Below are 16,198 nucleotides of genomic sequence, written 5' to 3'. Positions count from 1 at the left end.
GGCCGCCGTCAGGCGGCCAAAGACGCCCGATGCATCGCATCGGGCGTCTGCATTTTAAGGGACAGGTGGGGGCGCTCAGCGTTGTAGATGTCTACGGCCTCAGCCACCATCTGGCGGGCTTGCCCCAGGTCCCGTGGGCGATGAAGCAGGAACTCGCACTTGAGGATCCCGTTGACTCGCTCTGCCAGAGCGTTCTGATAGCAGTCGTAGCCGTCGGTCATCGAGCAGGTCAGGCCGTGCCGCGCATGGATCTTCTGGTAGTAATCCGAGCAGTACTGGATTCCACGATCAGAGTGATGGATCAGCTTCTGCGGTGTCTTTCTCCCTTTCAGCGCCATCTCCAGCGCCTGAGCTACCTGCTCTGTCTGTAGCGTTTCATGCACGCTCCAGCCCACGATCTTGCGCGACCAGGCATCGGTGACCAGGCTCAGATACACGAACTTCCCCTGCGTCGGCAGATAGGTGATGTCCGCCACCCACACCTGCTCGCTACCGGTTGGTATTACGCATCCTTGGCCAGGTTTGAGCAGATTCGGATGCCTGCGAAAGCGATGATGGCTGTCGGTAGTCTTGTGATAAGCCCGACGTTTCGGTACCAGCAGGCGCGCTTCCCGAAGTACGTCAAACAACCGGTCACGCCCCATGGTGATTCCCGCCGCCTGCAGCTTCGGTCCGATCAAATGGTGCAACTTGCGCGTCCCGATCCGTGGCTGCCGCACGCGGCAATCGCTCACCAGCGCCAGTGCTTTGGTCTCGCTGGCGCGTCGTCGTTGATGCCGGCACCCCGCTTGATAGAACGCCTGTCGACTGATGCCGAAATGGCGGCAAGCCCTTGCCACGCTTACGCCTTTGAGGCGCCCTTGCGTGAGGACTTGCCTGAAGGCTTTTTTACGATGCGCACCCCGTAATCCTCTTTGAGGACATCCACGATGGCTTCGAAAAGCTGTGCTTTCTCGTTGGCCTCCCGTAACTGGACCTGCAGGGCCTTGATCTGTTGTTCCGGCGTCAGCGGCGTGGCCGGTCCACTTTTGGGAGAAGTCGTCATGGGGGCAGATGATGCACCACCTGACCAATCCTGCCGACCATGGCGGCGAAGCCACTTCAGAACCGTGCTGCTGCCTTGGATACCGTATCGCTCCTGAGCCTTCTTATAGGTCAGTTCTCCACGCTCGACCTGATCGACCACGGACAACTTGAAGGCCAGCGAGTAATCCCGCTGACTGCGCCTGATTGTTGATTTCATTGAACATTCCTTTTCCAGAGGGAAAAGGTGTCAACCCAATTCAGGACGGGTCAGATTAAAGAAAAAGGGCTGCCTTTCGGCAGCCCTTTTTCTTTAATCTGGCGGAGAGGGGGGGATTCGAACCCCCGAGGCGCTATAAACGCCTGCCTGATTTCGAGTCAGGTACATTCAACCACTCTGCCACCTCTCCGGGTGATCCCCGGCGGACCGGGGACGCGCATCATACGAGGAAGTGAGGCCGACGACAAGTCATTCCGGCCAACGAAGTGAAAATTTCCTGAGCGCACGCCTTGCCGGATGCGCGCAGCCACCCGATGATGCCTGTCTCCCCAGCAACACCCCGCCCCAGCGCCCATGATCGAATTCGGACACCTCACCCACCCCGGCATGCGCCGCGAGCTCAACGAGGACACCTACTACGGTGACAGTGAGCTGGCCCTGTGGCTGGTGGCCGACGGCATGGGCGGGCACGCCTGCGGTGAAGTGGCCAGCGCGCTGGCGCGCGAGACCATCGTGCGCGAGATCCGCCGCGGCGCACCGCTGGCGCAGGCCATCCGCACCGCCGACGAAGAGATCATCCGCGCCTCGCGCCGGCGCAACGACACGTTGCCGATGGGCACTACCGTGGTCGCCGCACGGGTACAGGGCAACCGCTATGAAGTGGCGTGGGTCGGCGACAGCCGTGCCTACCTGTGGCGCGACGGACAGCTGGCCCAGCTCAGCCAGGACCACAGCGTGGTGCAGGAGCTGGTCGCGCAGGGCAACCTGACCGCCGAACAGGCGCGTGCGCATCCGCATCGCAACGTGGTCACCCAGGCGCTGGGCGTGACCGATCCGGCGCATCTGAACGTGGCCACCACCAGCGGCGAACTGCGTCCGGGCATGCAGCTGCTGCTGTGCAGTGACGGCCTGACCGAAGAAGTGGACGACCGCAGCATCGCGCGCACCCTCGCCTTCGAGGATGCCAGCGCACAGGAATGCGTGGACACGCTGGTCGCCGCCGCGCTCGATGGCGGCGGCCGCGACAACATCAGCGTGATCCTGGTGCGCTGCCACTAACCGGTAGATCCACGCCATGCGTGGATGCGACGCTGCCGGCCAGCGGCCGGCACTACCCCACTCCAGGCATTACGCGCTGGCGGGCTCTTCCACCTTCGGGCCATCCCACAGCGCGTGGCCAGCCTTCTTGCGCAGCCGCTCCAGTCGCGCCGCATGCGCTTCCAGCTCCGACGGCGTGGCCACCACGCGCGGGCGCGGCAGCAGCTTGCTGGTATCGAAGGCCTGCAGCGCCGCACCGGCAGCGCCGCCATCGTCATCGCCCAGACCAAAGCCAATTTCTTCCTGGCCCGAGGTCAGCGCGATATAGACGTCGCCCAGGATCTGCGCATCGAGCAGGCCGCCGTGCAGCGCACGGTGCGAGTTGTCCACGCCCAGCCGCTTGCACAGCGCATCCAGCGAGTTGCGCTGGCCCGGGAAGCGCTCACGCGCCATCACCAGGGTATCGATCACGGCGCAGCGGTCGGTGATCTTCCCGTACTGCGGCCCCAGCAGCGACAACTCGTTGTCGAGGAAGCCGAGGTCGAACGCCGCGTTGTGGATGATCAGCTCGGCGCCATCGATGAAGGCCAGGAACTCGTCGGCAATCTGCGCGAAGTCCGGCTTGTCATCGAGGAACTCCAGGGTCAGGCCGGTGACTTCCTGCGCGCCCTGTTCGAACTCGCAGTCCGGCTTGATGTATTGGTGATAGTTGTTGCCGGTCGGGCGGCGCTTGAACAGCTCCACGCAGCCGATTTCGACGATGCGGTTGCCCTTCTTCCACTCCAGGCCGGTGGTTTCGGTATCGAGGATGATCTGACGCATGGGCTCAGTTTACCGGGCTGGCGTCGCGGATCTGGATCGCCGCGTTGCGGGCCAGCGTATCCACCCGCTCATTGTCCGGGTCGCCGGAGTGACCCTTCACCCAGCGCCAGTCGATCTGATGCCGCAGCGTGGCCGCCTGCAGGCGCTCCCACAGCTCGCGGTTCTTTACCGGATCGCCGCCAGCCGTCTTCCAGTTCTTGCGGATCCAGCCCGGCATCCACTGGGTCAGGCCCTGCCGCACATACTGCGAATCGGTATAGAGCACGATGTTGCACGGCTCGGTCAGCGACTCCAGCCCGGAAATGGCCGCCATCAGCTCCATCCGGTTGTTGGTGGTGTGCGCCTCGCCACCGCTCAGTTCGCGCTCGTGGCCCTTGTAGCGCAGCAGCGCAGCCCAGCCGCCGGGGCCGGGATTGCCAAGGCAGGAACCGTCGGTGTGGATTTCGATGGTTTTCAATACAACTCCAGAATCAGGTAGCTACGGTGCCGTGCCAGCGCACCGGCAGCGGTTTCGGCCCAGGCAGGGCCAGCGTGCGTTTTTCCGCATGGAACAGGCAGGCCGCGCGCAGCGGTGCCCAACCTCCGGGACGACGGCTGCCCGCACCGCGCCAGAGCGGGCCCAGGTAACGCATATCGTCGCATTCCAGCCCATGACGGCCGAGCAGCAGGCGGATCCGCTGTGGCGTGCGCACCACCAGTCCATGCTGGCGCCATCGCGTGCGATACGGACTGAACGGATTGAGGCTGCTCAGCCACAGATGGCCGCCCGGCATCAGTACGCGCTCGCACTCGTCGAGCAGCCGGTCGGCGTCGGCCGCAGTGACATGCTGCAGCACGATCGCATTGACACTCTCATTGGCCAGCGGCAGCGGCAGCGCACAGCGGGTATCGCCGGCATAGCCCTGCCCCTGCCGATACAGGCGCAGACCGCGTCCACCCAGCTGTGCATCGTCCAGCCAGGCCGCACTTGGTGCGATCCACAGCCAGGGCTGCGCCGGCAGCACCGACAGCTGCGGCAGCAGCAATTGCCGCTCCAGCACACGCAAGGCCTCCGCCGGTTCGCTGTCGAACCACGGGGTCTGGCTCGCTTGACGGGTGCTCTGCAGCGCGGGCATGGTCCAATTCTATGCGACTGACTGCCCTGCCCGCATTTGCGGATAACTACATCTGGACGCTGATCGACAACGAGGGCGCTGCCGTGGTCGTCGACCCCGGCGATGCCGCGCCAGTGCTCGCACTGGCCGATCAGGGCCTGCGCGTGGACACGATCCTGCTCACCCATCACCACGACGACCACATCGGTGGCGTGCCGGCATTGCAGGCGCGTTTCCCCGGCGTGCGGGTCATCGCGCCGGTCGAGGAACGCATTCCCACGGCCACCGAGCGGGTCGTCGAAGGTGAACGCGTTCAGGCACTGGGCCGGACGTTCCACGTACTATCCGTGCCCGGGCATACCCGCAGCCACATCGCGTTTCACACTGCTGAACATCTTTTCAGCGGAGATTCGTTGTTCAGCCTGGGCTGTGGACGCCTGTTCGAAGGTACGCCGTCCCAGCTGCTGGCGTCGATGCGCAAGCTGGGTGCCCTGCCCGCGCAACTGCTGCTTTGTTGCGCTCATGAGTACACCGTGTCAAATGCCGTCTTCGCGCGGCATGTCGACCCCGCCAACGCTGCCTTGTGGCAGCGCCAAGAGGAGGCTTTGGCCATGCGCCGCGATGACCGTTCCACCCTGCCGGTAACCCTGGCCAACGAATTCGACTGCAATCCCTTCCTGCGTGTGCACGCTGCACCGATCCGTGCGTCGGTGTCGGCACACCTGGGCCGTGACGTCGTGGACGACGTCGACGTGATGGCCGGTCTCCGGCACTGGAAAGACGGCTTCCGCGCATGATGCGCCGAAGTCTGCCGCTGGCCCTGGGCCTTGCCCTGGGGCTGGCCGGAACCGCGGGCGCACAGTCGCTGGGCGCCGGCATCAGCCAGAACCTGACCGCCGCTGCGGCGCTGCCGCTGGATCCGTCCGCGCTGCCTGCGCCCTCGGTGCGCAATGGCCAGGAGATCTTCACCAGCTTCCGCGACGGCCTGGCCGAGCCCAGCTGCGATGCCGAGGCTACCAGCCCGCGCTGGCAGAAGCAGTTCGCCCACGCCCCCTCGCGCCTGGCCAACCAGGATGACGATGCGCTGGTGCTGTTCGGCTATGTGGTCGAAGAGCTGCGCAAGGCGAACCTGCCCACCGAATTCGCGCTGATCCCATTCGTGGAAAGCGGCTATCGGCCCAATGCCCGCAACGGCAGCGGCCCGACCGGCCTGTGGCAGTTCATCGCCACCACGGCGCGCAACCACCGCGTACCCATGGCCAACGGCTACGACGGCCGCCTGTCGGCGGTTGATTCCACCCAGGCCGCGGTGCGCTACCTGAAGACCCTGCATGGCATGTTCGGCGGCGACTGGCGCCTGGCCACCATGGCCTACAACGCCGGCGAGTACCGGGTACTGCAGTCCATGCGCAAGGCCGGCATGAACGCGCAGAATGCCAAGCCGGCAGCCCTGCCGGGGCTGTCGCCGGTTACCCATGCCTATGTCGAGAAGCTGCATGCCCTGGCCTGCGTGCTGGAAGACGTGGAGGACCAGCCTCGCGTGATGGCCTCGCTGGACCGCACCGTGCCGGTGTTGAAGGACCACACCCTGCCGGCCGGCACCAGCGTCCAGCAGTGGGCCGCACAGCGCGCCCTGGACCCGGCCAGGATCGCCCGCCTCAACCCGGCCCTGGCTTCCGGTGGCCGCCCCTCGGGCACCACCCGCGTGCTGGCACCGGTCTCGGCCGCAAATGCGACGGTAACGGAGGCAGCGACCGCACTGGTCGCCAGCGCCGCACCTGTGGCGGCCGCGGTACCCACGCCGCAAGTGGCCAAGACCGTGGCCGCGATCGCCGACCGCCCGCGCAGCCGCCGCCACACCGTGCGTGATGGCGAGTCGGCCTGGACCATCGCCCGCCGCTACGGCATGCCGGTAAAGGCCCTGCTGTCGCTGAACGGCCTGAGTGGCAGCAGCGTGCTGAAGCCCGGCGCGGTACTGCGCGTGGAAGACTGACGCGCCAGCCAGGCCTTCCCTGCGGTAGAGCCGAGCCCATGCTCGGCTTTTTCTTGCGCGGTGCGGCTGCTTCGACATGCTTCTCGTAGAGTCGAGCTTGCTCGACTGCCTCCACATGTGCAGTCGAGCAAGCTCGACTCTACGCGCCCACACCCACAAAAAAGGCCCGGCATTGCCGGGCCCTCTTCGATCCTGCTCGCCGCGAGGCTTACAGGTTCTCTTCGGTGGTCTGGATCACGAACTTCCTGCGCATCGCCTCGACGTAGGCCTTGGCTGCGGCCATGCCGTCGATCTGGCTCAGCTGATCCTTGAGCTGCTTCTGCTGCTCGGCGGTCACTTCCTTGATGTCGCCCGGGTTGACCTTGTTCACTGCGAACAGCAGCGCGTGGCCGTTGACGTCGACCTTGCCGTAGCTCGGCTTGCCTTCCGCCGGCACCGGCGCACTGAAGATCGCGCGGTTGATTTCCGGGGTCGGCACCGGCTGGCTGCGCGGCAGGCCCGGCATCGGGCTCAGCTGCAGCTTCTCGCTGGCGGCCAGCGACTGCAGGGTGGCGCCCGCCTTCAGCTTGGCCAGCACGGCGTCGGCGGCCTTGTCGCTGGCCTGGCGCTGGCGGTCGGCACGGATCGCGGCGATCACCTGCTCACGCGCCTTGTCCAGCGGCATCGCCTGCTCCGGGGTATGCGCGGCAACGCGGATGACCACGCTGTGGTTGGTGGCACCGCCCAGGGCGATCGGGTCGCTGGCAGTACCATCCTGCACCAGCACTTCGGAGAAGGCCGCACGCAGCACAGCCGGATCGGTGGCGATGCCACTGGCGGTTGCGCGGGTGATCGGGCCCAGGGTCTGCAGCGGCAGGTTTACTTCCTTGGCCGCAGCAGCCAGATCACTCGGGCTCTTGTTGATGGCATCGACCAGGTGGCCGGCCAGCTCGTTGAAGCCGCGCTCGCCGTCGGCCTTCAGCTGCTCGGCGGCGAGCGTGTCACGCACTTCCTCGAACGACTTGCCTTCGCCGCCACGCACCGCGGCGACCTTGATGATGTGGTAGCCGAAGTCGGTCTTGACCGGGCCGATCACGTCACCCGCCTTGGCGGCGAACAGGGCGTCTTCGAATGGCTTGACCATCGCGCCACGCTCGACCCAGCCCAGATCACCGCCCTGGTCCTTCGAACCCGGGTCTTCCGAATTGGCCTTGGCCAGTGCAGCGAAGTCGGCACCCGCCGCCTTGGCTTCGGTGGCGATCTTGTTCGCCTTGGCTTCGGCACCGTCACCGGTGATCAGGATGTGCGCGGCCTGGCGCTGTTCCGGCGAAGTGAACTTCGCCTTCTCGTCCTCATAGCGCTTGCGCAGGGTCGCTTCGTCGGCCGCGGTCGGTGCCGGCAGGTTGGCGCCATTGATCTCGACGTATTCCAGCGACACGCTTTCGGCCTGGCGGAAATCCTTGCCGTGGCTGTCGTACCACTGCTTGATCTGCTCATCGGTGACCGGCGCGGTATCGGCCGGAACCTCCGGCAGCGCGGCCAGTTCGACGTCGCGGGTCTCACCCAGCAGCTTCAGCAGGCGCTCGGTCTCGGCCTGGGTGACGAAGCCCGAATTCTGCAGGCCCGACGGGATCACCGACTGCTGCAGGCTCTCGCGCACCAGCTCCTGGAACTGCGTGGGGGTACGCGGCGGATTGCCACCGGCCAGGGCCAAGCGGTAGTTGTTCTCGTTGAACTTGCCGTTCGAATCGAGGAAGGCCGGGATGGTGGCGATGTACTCGCGCACCGCGCCATCGCCGATCACAACACCGGCCTGCTCGCCCACCAGGCGCACGACCTGCTCGTCGATCAGCTGATCGAGCACGGCCATCTTGTTTTCAGTGCTTTCGAACGCGCGCGGGTCGAAGTTCTCGCCCTGCTGCTGGCGCTCACGCATGCGCTCCTGCTCGAAGCGGGTGCGGAAATCCTGCGCGCTGATCTCGTGGTGCTGCCACAGCATGCGCACCGGCCACCACGACGGTGCCGAACGCCACCAGGTCGGAGGCGCGGAAACCTTGGCCACGTTCTGTGCGCCAACGCCACCCAGGTAGCTGTTGTCGATCACGAACAGGAACGGAATCATCAGCAGCCCCAGGATCACGGTGACGATCCAGCCTGAGGTCTTGTCGCGGAGTTTCTGCAGCATGGTGAGGAATCACAAGGCCTGATTGGCGAGCCCGGCAGTGTAACCCGCTTCGTCGCAGGGACCAAAAGCAGCGCCGGCGTGGCCTGCGCCGATCTCCGCGGACCTGTGCCGTCAGCACCTCGGCAGGCCTGCCGCAGGGCACAAAGAAAAAGCCCCCGGCTTGCGCCGAGGGCTTTTAAAGTTGGCGGAGCGGACGGGACTCGAACCCGCGACCTCCGGCGTGACAGGCCAGCATTCTAACCAGCTGAACTACCGCTCCGCGCTGAAACTTTGCAGGCGCCCAGTATATCCGAAGACTCCCTGGAAACCCAGCCCGATGAACACTTTTTTCAAAGTTTTTTCACAGGGACTTAAGAATTCTGCAATGGCGGAGCGGACGGGACTCGAACCCGCGACCTCCGGCGTGACAGGCCAGCATTCTAACCAGCTGAACTACCGCTCCGTTCTTGCAAAAACCTTTTCGCCTTCCTTCCGAACCCGTCGGTGAGAAGACAAGGCCCCCAGCTTTAGGCCGGGGGCCTCGATGTAGTGGCGGAGCGGACGGGACTCGAACCCGCGACCTCCGGCGTGACAGGCCAGCATTCTAACCAGCTGAACTACCGCTCCGCATTGTTGCTATTTTTGTTTTTCCACCGGCCTGGACCGGGGAGAAAACAAAGCCTCCAGCTTTTGGCCGGAGGCCTCGTTGAATGGCGGAGCGGACGGGACTCGAACCCGCGACCTCCGGCGTGACAGGCCAGCATTCTAACCAGCTGAACTACCGCTCCACACTCAAACTTTTACCGCGGTGCTGTGGTGGGTGCTGAGGGTTTCGAACCCCCGACCCTCTCCGTGTAAAGGAGACGCTCTACCGCTGAGCTAAGCACCCCAGCGAGCCGCTTAGTTTACAGCATCCTTCAGGGCCTTACCAGCCTTGAACGACGGATTCTTCGAAGCAGCGATCTTGATGGTGTCGCCGGTCTTCGGGTTGCGGCCGGTGCGGGCAGCACGGTCGCGGACCTGGAAGGTACCGAAGCCAACCAGGGTGACCGCATCGCCGTCCTTCAGCGCCTTGGTGACGGCAGCAACGACGGCATCGACAGCGCGGCTGGACTCGGCCTTGGTCAGGTCGGCAGCTTCAGCAACGGCATCGATCAATTCGGTCTTGTTCATTCTCTACAACTCCTTTGGCGGTGGGTTCCGCTTATTCGACAGGGAAGCAACCGCACGCCTTCTGCATGCGGCCGCCATGTGGAAACGGTTCGCCGATTCAGTCATCGCTGACAGCGATCACTCATTCGCGAGTGCTGCTTTTATACCAGTGGCCCTACCCCCACGCAAGCTGGAAAGCCAGCAACGACGCGGGTTTCGGGCCATCGGACAGCGCGCGTCAATGCTTGACGCGCGCGCTTCCACTCGGTTTGGCCTTGCTGCGCACCGTGACACGCTGCGCACTCTTGCGCGCCTTCTTCGGTGCCAGCGGGCGCTCCAGCGCCAGGTCCAGGACTTCTTCGATGTACTTCACCGGCACGATCTCCAGATCGCGGGTGACGTTGGCCGGAATGTCTGCAAGGTCTTTGCGGTTCTCTTCCGGAATGATGACCGTGCGGATACCACCGCGCAGTGCGGCCAGCAGTTTCTCCTTCAAGCCACCGATGGCGGTGACACGACCACGCAGGGTGATCTCACCGGTCATCGCCACGTCGGCACGCACCGGCACCTTGGTCAGCATCGACACCAGCGAGGTGACCATTGCCGCACCGGCACTCGGTCCGTCCTTCGGCGTGGCACCATCGGGCACGTGCAGGTGCACGTCGTGCTTCTGCAGGAAGTCGCTGTCGATGCCAAAGCCCACGGCGCGCGAACGCACCACCGACAACGCCGCCGACGCCGATTCCTTCATCACGTTGCCGAGCTGGCCGGTCAGGATCAGCTGGCCCTTGCCCGGCACCAGCGTCGATTCGATCTGCAGCAGATCGCCACCGACTTCGGTCCACGCCAGGCCGGTGACCAGGCCGATCTCGTTCTCTTCCTCGGCGCGGCCGAAATCGAAGCGACGCACACCCAGGTACTTGTCCAGGTTCTTGCTGGACACGCTCACCAGCGCCTTGGACTTCTTCGCGCCCTTCTTCGCCTTCACCGGCTGCGGACCGGCCAGCGCGATCTCCTTCACCACCTTGCGGCAGATCTTGGCGATCTCGCGTTCCAGGTTGCGCACGCCCGATTCGCGCGTGTAGTAGCGCACGATGTCCTGGATCGCATCGCTGCCGATCTCCAGTTCTTCCGGCTGCAGGCCGTTGGCCTTGATCTGCTTCGGCACCAGGTAGCGGGTGGCGATGTTGAGCTTCTCGTCCTCGGTGTAGCCGGGGATGCGGATCACTTCCATGCGGTCCAGCAGCGGGCCGGGAATATTGAGCGAGTTCGAGGTGGCCACGAACATCACTTCGGACAGGTCCAGGTCCACTTCCAGGTAGTGGTCGTTGAACGCGTTGTTCTGCTCCGGGTCGAGCACTTCCAGCAGCGCCGACGACGGATCGCCACGGAAGTCCATCGACATCTTGTCGATCTCGTCGAGCACGAACAGCGGGTTCTTGCTGCCGACCTTGTTGAGGTTCTGCACGATGCGGCCCGGCATCGAACCAACGTAGGTACGACGGTGGCCACGGATCTCGGCTTCATCGCGAACGCCGCCCAGCGACATGCGCACGAACTTGCGGTTGGTAGCCTTGGCGATGGACTGGCCGAGCGAGGTCTTGCCCACGCCCGGCGGCCCGACCAGGCACAGGATCGGGCCCTTCATCTGCTTCACGCGCGACTGCACCGCCAGGTATTCAAGGATGCGCTCCTTGACCTTCTCCAGGCCGTAGTGGTCGGCGTCGAGGGTGTCCTGTGCGGCCTTCAGGTCCTTGCGCACCTTGCTGCGCTTCTTCCACGGCACGCCCAGCAACCACTCCAGGTAGTTGCGCACGACGGCCGCTTCAGCCGACATCGGCGACATCTGCTTGAGCTTGTTCAGTTCGTTGCGCGCCTTGGCTTCAACGGCCTTCGGCATGCCCGCTTCGGCGATCTTGCGGGCCAGTTCTTCCAGCTCGCCCGGCGCGTCGTCCAGGTCACCCAGTTCCTTCTGGATGGCCTTCATCTGTTCGTTGAGGTAGTACTCGCGCTGGCTCTTCTCCATCTGCGACTTCACGCGGCCGCGGATGCGCTTTTCCATCTGCTGCACGTCGATCTCGCCATCGACCAGGCCGACCAGCATCTCCAGGCGGTCACCGACGGCCAGCGTTTCCAGCAGGCGCTGCTTGTCGGCCAGGCGCACGCTGATGTGCGCGGCGATGGTGTCGGCCAGGCGGGCCGGCTCATCGATGCCCGACAACGTCTGCAGCAGCTCCGGCGGCAGCTTGCGGTTGGTCTTCACGTACTGCTCGAACAGCGACATCAGTGAGCGGGCGATCGCCTCCACCTCGCGTGCTTCGCGCTCGTCGGTGGCGTCGATCTCCACGGCCTGGCCGTGCAGCGAGCCGTTACGCTCGTCGACGTGGGTGACCTGCACGCGCGACAGGCCTTCGACCAGCACCTTGATGGTGCCGTCGGGCAGCTTCAGCAGCTGCAGCACCTGCGCCAGCGTACCGACCTGGTAGAGGTCGGCCGCATGCGGGTCGTCGGTCTCGGCCGACTTCTGCGCCAGCAGCAGGATGCGCTTGTCCGACTCCATTGCCTGTTCGAGCGCGTGCATGGACTTGTCACGGCCGACGAACAGCGGGATGACCATGTGCGGGAACACCACTACGTCGCGCAGCGGCAGGACCGGCAGGTCGAGGGTTTCACTTGGGGAACGGGCCATGGGGGCTCCAGGGAAGGGGAAAACCGCCTCCGGGAGGGCATCTTCCGGAGACAAAAAAAGCCGATGGCCCCGTTATGGGGCCATCGGCTTTCAGATGCAAGGCATTCCTTGAAAATCCTTTCCAATCAACAACCTGGAAGGATCACTCGGCGCCTGCGGCCTTCTGTTCAGGGGCCGCCGGGGTCTGGTAGATCAGGTACGGCTCGGACTTGTGCTCGATCACCGACTCGTCCACCACCACCTTGCTGACGTTTTCCTGCGACGGCAGGTCGTACATGGTGTCCAGCAGGACCGATTCGACGATGGTGCGCAGGCCGCGTGCACCGGTCTTGCGCTTGAGCGCCTTCCTGGCGATGGCCGACAACGCGTCCGGACGGAACTCCAGCTCGACGCTCTCCATCTCGAACAGCTTCTTGAACTGCTTGGTGATGGCGTTCTTCGGCTCGGTCAGGATCCTGATCAGGGCCGGCTCGTCCAGCTCCTCCAGGGTCGCCACCACCGGCAGGCGGCCGACGAACTCGGGGATCAGGCCGAACTTGATCAGGTCTTCCGGCTCGACTTCGGCCAGCACCTTGCCCACTTCCTGCTTGCGCTCGCTGCTCTTCACCTTGGCGCCGAAGCCGATGCTGCCGACGTCGGTGGAACGGGCCTGGATCACCTTGTCCAGCCCGGCGAACGCGCCGCCGCAGATGAACAGGATGTTCTTGGTGTCCACCTGCAGGAATTCCTGCTGCGGGTGCTTGCGGCCACCCTGCGGCGGAACGCTGGCCACGGTGCCTTCGATCAGCTTCAGCAGGGCCTGCTGCACGCCTTCGCCGGACACATCGCGGGTGATCGACGGGTTCTCGCTCTTGCGCGAGATCTTGTCGATTTCATCGATGTAGACGATGCCCTGCTGCGCCTTCTCGACGTCGTAGTCGCACTTCTGCAGCAGCTTCTGGATGATGTTCTCCACGTCCTCGCCCACGTAACCGGCTTCGGTCAGCGTGGTGGCGTCGGCCATGGTGAACGGCACGTTGAGCAGGCGGGCCAGGGTCTCGGCCAGCAGCGTCTTGCCCGAACCGGTCGGACCGACCAGCAGGATGTTCGACTTCGCCAGTTCGACGTCGTCGTTCTTCTGCCGGCTCTCGATGCGCTTGTAGTGGTTGTACACGGCCACGGCCAGCGTGCGCTTGGCGCGGTTCTGGCCGATCACGTACTGGTCGAGGACCTCGAGGATCTCGCGCGGCTTGGGCAGCGAACTGCGCGCCGACTGCGCCTTTTCCTCAAGTTCCTCACGGATGATGTCGTTGCACAGCTCCACGCACTCATCGCAGATGAATACGCTCGGACCCGCAATCAGCTTGCGCACTTCATGCTGGCTCTTGCCGCAGAAAGAGCAGTAGAGGATCTTGCCGGTGTCCGTGGAACGACCTTGGCGGTCTTCGCTCATGCTTCGCTTACCCAGTTACCCCACCCGCTGAACGGGGGTTCGATTCGAGAATAGCACAGGGCCGAGGGGACACCAGTCCCGCCCGACCCTGCAGGAACGGGGCCTCCCTGGCCCCGTGATGGCCGGTCAGCCGGCCTGGATCGACTCGTCCGGACGACGCTCCAGGACCTGGTCGACCAGACCATAGGCCTGCGCCTCGAAGGCGCTCTTGAAGTTGTCGCGCTCGGTGTCGCGGGCGATCGTCTCCAGCGACTGGCCGGTGTGCTTGGCCAGCACCTCGTTCAGGCGCGAACGCAGGGTCAGGATCTCACGCGCGTGGATGTCGATGTCGGTGGCCTGGCCCTGGTAGCCACCCAGCGGCTGGTGGATCATCACGCGCGAGTTCGGCAGCGCATAGCGCTTGCCGGCTTCGCCCGCGGCCAGCAGCAGGGCGCCCATCGAGGCGGCCTGGCCGATGCAGGTGGTGCTCACATTCGGCTTGATGTACTGCATGGTGTCGTAGATCGCCATGCCGGCGGTGACCACGCCACCCGGCGAGTTGATGTAGATGTTGATGTCCTTTTCCGGGTTCTCCGACTCCAGGAACAGCAACTGCGCCACCACCACGTTGGCCATGTGATCGTCGATCGGGCCCACGAGGAAGATCAGGCGCTCCTTCAACAGGCGCGAATAGATGTCGTAGGCACGCTCGCCGCGGCTGGTCTGCTCGACCACCATCGGAACCAGGTTCAGGGCTTTGGTTCGGTTGTCCATTACGTGAGGTACCTATCTTGGGGGGCAACAACCCCGCGCCGGCAAAGGCGCGGGGCATCCGGTGATCCGCCCGGGCTTACTGGCGGATCGCGTCCTGGAACGACAGCTTCTCTTCGGTGTGCTGGGCACGCTCGGCGATCCAGTCGATCACCTGCTCTTCCATCACACGGTTCTGCAGGCCAGACATCAGCTGGGGGTCGTTGCGGTACATCTCAATGACCTGTTCCGGCTCTTCGTAGGTCGAAGCGATCAGACGCATCGTTTCGTTCAGGCGCTTGGCTTCCAGGCGCAGGTCGTTGATGCGGGCCACTTCACCGACCAGCAGGCCGACCAGCACGCGCTTGGCGGCCGCTTCCTTGAAGCCTTCGTGGGCATCGGCCGGGATCTCGCCGACGTTCTGGCCGTTGCGGCGGATCTGCTCGACCTGCTGGGCCAGCATGGCGCGGGCTTCGTTCTCGACCAGGCGCGGCGGCATTTCCACCGACGAATAGGCGGCGATCAGCTGCTCGCCCACTTCGCGGCGCAGGCGGTTCATCAGGGCACCCTTCAGCTCGCGCTCCAGGTTGGCGCGGATGTCGCTGCGGAACTGCTCGACGTCGCCGCCCTTCACGCCGAAGCTCTTGATGAAGGCTTCGTCGACCGCCGGCACGACCGGCTCGGACACTTCGGCAACCTTGACGGTCACCTGCACGGTCTTGCCGGCCAGCACCGGCACGCGCCAGTCAGCCGGGAACTCGACGTCCAGGGTCTTTTCTTCGCCCTTGGCCAGGCCGACCAGGCCCTTTTCGATGGTGTCGAACATCATGCCCTGGCCGAGCACGATCGAACCCTTCTCGGTGCCCTCGGCCGGCAGGCGCTCTTCGCCGGCCTGCGACCAGGTTTCCACCGCGACCAGGTCACCGTCCTGCGCGCCACGGCTGACCGGGGCCCAGGTACGACGCTGGTTCTGCAGGTTCTCGATCATCTGGTCGATGTCGGCGTCGGTGATCTCGGCGCTGTGGCGCACGACGGTCAGCTTGCTGACGTCGATGTCGCCGAAGTCCGGCACCACTTCCACGGTGGCCACGAAGGAGAATTCACCCTCGTCGCCCTTGTCGATGCGCGGGCTGCCGACGATGCGCAGGTCGTGCTCACGCACGGCCGCGTCGAAGGTTTCGCGCAGCAGGCCGTCCAGCGCCTCGCCACGGACCTGCGCGCCGAAGCGCTGCTCGATCACCTTGGCCGGCACCTTGCCCGGACGGAAACCCTTGATGCGGGTGGTACGGGCGATTTCGCCCAGGCGGCCGACGATGTGGCTCTGCAGACGCTCTTCCGGCAGCGAGAAGCTCAGGCGGCGTTCCAGGTTGCCGGTGGATTCGATCGAAGCTTGCATGTTGACTCCTGCCACCGGTGGCCCACGCCCCCGGCTCGATGATTGGGATGAAACGGTTGTAAGGACACGACGTCTGGGACGCGCCTGCTTGCCGCAGCCCTTTAGTTTCGCCCAATTCGGCCTGCACTGCCAGCGCGTGCCGGTCAAGGGGGCGCAGATGGCCCGATCAGGGCGGGGACAGGCCGGCACTGGTGCGAAAGGGGGGACTCGAACCCCCACGCCTTGCGGCACTGGAACCTAAATCCCGAAGCCCCTGCCGATTAGTGCTGACCACTCAACTACTTACAGCGTTCCAGTCTATCAGGTGACGCTTCGGGTGACATATAGGTGACGCCGGGTGCCGCGACAGGTGACACCAGGTGACGCCGAATAAAGTGGTCATCTTCGGCGGACCTCCTCCTAGGACAACCATTCAGAACTACTCATTGCTGTTCACCACCGAGGACTACTACAGTTCCACATAGGTC

At 64.6% G+C, this 16,198-nt stretch carries 13 protein-coding genes and 6 tRNA genes; 3 read left to right on the top strand and 16 right to left on the bottom strand.

Translation table 11 applies throughout. The features are described 5' to 3' along the window. Nucleotides 1-8 precede the first annotated feature (8 nt). A protein-coding gene (locus ACZLIB_RS04900) for an IS3 family transposase (protein ID WP_223224739.1) occupies nucleotides 9-1,243 on the bottom strand; the annotation gives its coding sequence in 2 pieces (ribosomal slippage) (nucleotides 9-892 and nucleotides 892-1,243; 1,236 coding nt in all). A 99-nt stretch (nucleotides 1,244-1,342) separates the two neighbouring features. Beyond that, nucleotides 1,343-1,433: transfer RNA gene (locus tag ACZLIB_RS04895), tRNA-Ser, on the bottom strand. 164 nt (nucleotides 1,434-1,597) lie between these two features. Here ACZLIB_RS04895 and ACZLIB_RS04890 point away from each other — a divergent pair. Further along, nucleotides 1,598-2,302: a PP2C family protein-serine/threonine phosphatase gene (locus tag ACZLIB_RS04890; RefSeq protein WP_032129328.1), complete on the top strand. Its 705-nt coding sequence runs from the start codon at nucleotides 1,598-1,600 to the stop codon at nucleotides 2,300-2,302. A 69-nt stretch (nucleotides 2,303-2,371) separates the two neighbouring features. Here the strand turns inward: ACZLIB_RS04890 and dnaQ are convergent, their stop codons facing one another. The 3 genes from dnaQ to ACZLIB_RS04875 are packed head-to-tail and all read right to left on the bottom strand — an operon-like array spanning nucleotide 2,372 to nucleotide 4,218. Continuing rightward, complete coding sequence (gene dnaQ, locus ACZLIB_RS04885) at nucleotides 2,372-3,103, bottom strand: DNA polymerase III subunit epsilon (protein ID WP_049420978.1); 732 nt, start codon at nucleotides 3,101-3,103, stop codon at nucleotides 2,372-2,374. Between the two features lie 4 nt (nucleotides 3,104-3,107). Beyond that, nucleotides 3,108-3,560 carry a ribonuclease HI gene (rnhA, locus tag ACZLIB_RS04880; RefSeq protein WP_032129326.1) on the bottom strand — a complete coding sequence of 151 codons (453 nt, stop codon included), beginning with the start codon at nucleotides 3,558-3,560 and terminating at the stop codon, nucleotides 3,108-3,110. Nucleotides 3,561-3,573: 13 nt separating this feature from the next. Next, the gene (locus ACZLIB_RS04875; protein ID WP_121504044.1) at nucleotides 3,574-4,218 is read right to left on the bottom strand and encodes a methyltransferase domain-containing protein; all 645 of its coding nucleotides are present in this window, start codon (nucleotides 4,216-4,218) and stop codon (nucleotides 3,574-3,576) included. An 11-nt stretch (nucleotides 4,219-4,229) separates the two neighbouring features. Here ACZLIB_RS04875 and gloB point away from each other — a divergent pair, with 11 nt between their 5' ends. After that, entirely contained in the window at nucleotides 4,230-4,994 is a 765-nt protein-coding gene (gene gloB, locus ACZLIB_RS04870; protein ID WP_197655722.1) for a hydroxyacylglutathione hydrolase, read from the top strand. Beyond that, nucleotides 4,991-6,190 (top strand): lytic transglycosylase domain-containing protein, encoded by a 1,200-nt coding sequence (locus ACZLIB_RS04865; RefSeq protein WP_478469250.1) that lies wholly within the window; start codon nucleotides 4,991-4,993, stop codon nucleotides 6,188-6,190. Before gloB ends, ACZLIB_RS04865 begins: the two co-directional genes overlap by 4 nt. A 208-nt stretch (nucleotides 6,191-6,398) precedes the next feature. Here ACZLIB_RS04865 and ACZLIB_RS04860 read toward each other — a convergent pair whose 3' ends face one another. From ACZLIB_RS04860 to tig, 11 genes are all read right to left on the bottom strand, one after another. After that, nucleotides 6,399-8,354, bottom strand: coding sequence for a peptidyl-prolyl cis-trans isomerase (locus ACZLIB_RS04860; protein ID WP_032129322.1), 1,956 nt, complete (start codon nucleotides 8,352-8,354; stop codon nucleotides 6,399-6,401). Between the two features lie 182 nt (nucleotides 8,355-8,536). After that, nucleotides 8,537-8,613, bottom strand: a tRNA-Asp gene (locus ACZLIB_RS04855). Nucleotides 8,614-8,719: 106 nt separating this feature from the next. Beyond that, nucleotides 8,720-8,796 (bottom strand) — tRNA-Asp (locus ACZLIB_RS04850). Nucleotides 8,797-8,883: 87 nt separating this feature from the next. Beyond that, nucleotides 8,884-8,960, bottom strand: a tRNA-Asp gene (locus tag ACZLIB_RS04845). Nucleotides 8,961-9,044: 84 nt separating this feature from the next. After that, a tRNA-Asp gene (locus tag ACZLIB_RS04840) sits at nucleotides 9,045-9,121 on the bottom strand. 26 nt (nucleotides 9,122-9,147) lie between these two features. After that, a tRNA-Val gene (locus tag ACZLIB_RS04835) sits at nucleotides 9,148-9,222 on the bottom strand. A gap of 11 nt (nucleotides 9,223-9,233) precedes the next feature. Continuing rightward, entirely contained in the window at nucleotides 9,234-9,506 is a 273-nt protein-coding gene (locus ACZLIB_RS04830; RefSeq protein ID WP_004146343.1) for an HU family DNA-binding protein, read from the bottom strand. A gap of 217 nt (nucleotides 9,507-9,723) precedes the next feature. Next, entirely contained in the window at nucleotides 9,724-12,174 is a 2,451-nt protein-coding gene (lon, locus tag ACZLIB_RS04825; protein WP_032129321.1) for an endopeptidase La, read from the bottom strand. A 142-nt stretch (nucleotides 12,175-12,316) separates the two neighbouring features. Beyond that, nucleotides 12,317-13,606 carry an ATP-dependent Clp protease ATP-binding subunit ClpX gene (clpX, locus tag ACZLIB_RS04820; protein ID WP_019336555.1) on the bottom strand — a complete coding sequence of 430 codons (1,290 nt, stop codon included), beginning with the start codon at nucleotides 13,604-13,606 and terminating at the stop codon, nucleotides 12,317-12,319. Between the two features lie 126 nt (nucleotides 13,607-13,732). Beyond that, nucleotides 13,733-14,359 carry an ATP-dependent Clp endopeptidase proteolytic subunit ClpP gene (gene clpP, locus ACZLIB_RS04815; RefSeq protein ID WP_004146318.1) on the bottom strand — a complete coding sequence of 209 codons (627 nt, stop codon included), beginning with the start codon at nucleotides 14,357-14,359 and terminating at the stop codon, nucleotides 13,733-13,735. A 76-nt stretch (nucleotides 14,360-14,435) separates the two neighbouring features. Continuing rightward, the gene (tig, locus tag ACZLIB_RS04810; protein ID WP_049400909.1) at nucleotides 14,436-15,731 is read right to left on the bottom strand and encodes a trigger factor; all 1,296 of its coding nucleotides are present in this window, start codon (nucleotides 15,729-15,731) and stop codon (nucleotides 14,436-14,438) included. Nucleotides 15,732-16,198: the final 467 nt, after the last annotated feature.

It is taken from the genome of Stenotrophomonas sp. 220_Sma (assembly GCF_056487375.1).
Note: the sequence above shows the minus strand (reverse complement) of the source record. Positions and strands in the feature narration are given on the sequence as shown.

Bases quoted from the DNA above. Each gene is read 5' to 3' on its own strand.
- ACZLIB_RS04890 (WP_032129328.1), top strand. From the start codon at position 1,598: ATGATCGAATTCGGACACCTCACCCACCCCGGCATGCGCCGCGAGCTC.
- dnaQ (WP_049420978.1), bottom strand. From the start codon at position 3,103: ATGCGTCAGATCATCCTCGATACCGAAACCACCGGCCTGGAGTGGAAG.
- ACZLIB_RS04875 (WP_121504044.1), bottom strand. From the start codon at position 4,218: ATGCCCGCGCTGCAGAGCACCCGTCAAGCGAGCCAGACCCCGTGGTTC.
- gloB (WP_197655722.1), top strand. From the start codon at position 4,230: ATGCGACTGACTGCCCTGCCCGCATTTGCGGATAACTACATCTGGACG.
- ACZLIB_RS04865 (WP_478469250.1), top strand. From the start codon at position 4,991: ATGATGCGCCGAAGTCTGCCGCTGGCCCTGGGCCTTGCCCTGGGGCTG.
- ACZLIB_RS04860 (WP_032129322.1), bottom strand. From the start codon at position 8,354: ATGCTGCAGAAACTCCGCGACAAGACCTCAGGCTGGATCGTCACCGTG.
- ACZLIB_RS04830 (WP_004146343.1), bottom strand. From the start codon at position 9,506: ATGAACAAGACCGAATTGATCGATGCCGTTGCTGAAGCTGCCGACCTG.
- lon (WP_032129321.1), bottom strand. From the start codon at position 12,174: ATGGCCCGTTCCCCAAGTGAAACCCTCGACCTGCCGGTCCTGCCGCTG.
- clpX (WP_019336555.1), bottom strand. From the start codon at position 13,606: ATGAGCGAAGACCGCCAAGGTCGTTCCACGGACACCGGCAAGATCCTC.
- clpP (WP_004146318.1), bottom strand. From the start codon at position 14,359: ATGGACAACCGAACCAAAGCCCTGAACCTGGTTCCGATGGTGGTCGAG.
- tig (WP_049400909.1), bottom strand. From the start codon at position 15,731: ATGCAAGCTTCGATCGAATCCACCGGCAACCTGGAACGCCGCCTGAGC.